1 protein-coding gene is annotated in these 707 nt (G+C 41.4%); it reads left to right on the plus strand.

The annotated features are described in order from the left end of the window. The first annotated feature begins 121 nt into the window (after positions 1–121). A complete protein-coding gene (locus ACP2WE_RS26015; RefSeq protein ID WP_425218423.1) occupies positions 122–682 on the plus strand; it encodes an IS630 family transposase in 561 nt (186 codons plus the stop codon). The last annotated feature ends 25 nt before the right edge of the window (positions 683–707 follow it).

A 707-nucleotide genomic window follows, 5' to 3' on the forward strand; every position in this document is an offset into this window, starting at 1 on the left:
AAATGACCCGATACCGACTCAAAGCTAAACTCAAAGTCGCCCGTCCCCAAAATAGCAAGCAAAACCCAAACCAATTAGAGTCATTTAAAAAAACCTTGTCGATGACCTTGTCCTATTAAAACTGTATGTTGAGCAAGAGTCGTCAGAAGCGAGACCCATCCGATACTTTGTCCAAGATGAAAGTCGTTTTGGACTAAAGACAATAGTCGGACGATTGATTACTGCTTTCGGGGTCAAACCCATAGGGCAATGGCAATGGTTATTTCAGGCATACTGGCTTTACGGTGCAGTCGAACCAAGTACAGGAGAGCATGTTTTCTTGGAGTTTTCTCATGTTGATACAGAATGCTTTCAACGATTCTTAGACACATTTGCCCAGACTTACTGGCAGAGCATCAATATTTTGCAACTAGACCGTGGGCGATTTCACACAACCCAAAAATTGCGGATTCCTGAGAATGTGATCCTTTTGTTTCAACCTCCTTACTGCCCAGAATTAAATCCAATTGAGCGTTTGTGGGAGCATCTGAAGAAAGATTTACGATGGCAATCTTTTTCTACTCTGGCTGAACTTAGGGAAAAGGTAGACCAACTTCTAGCAGAATTAACTCCCCAAGTTATAGCATCGATTACTGGATATCCTTTCATTTTGGAAGCCCTATCTGTTGCCAATATAATTTAAATTGGTATNANNNNANCTTGGTGGT

This window comes from Tumidithrix helvetica PCC 7403 (assembly GCF_965232925.1).
Lineage (GTDB): Bacteria > Cyanobacteriota > Cyanobacteriia > Pseudanabaenales > Pseudanabaenaceae > Tumidithrix > Tumidithrix helvetica.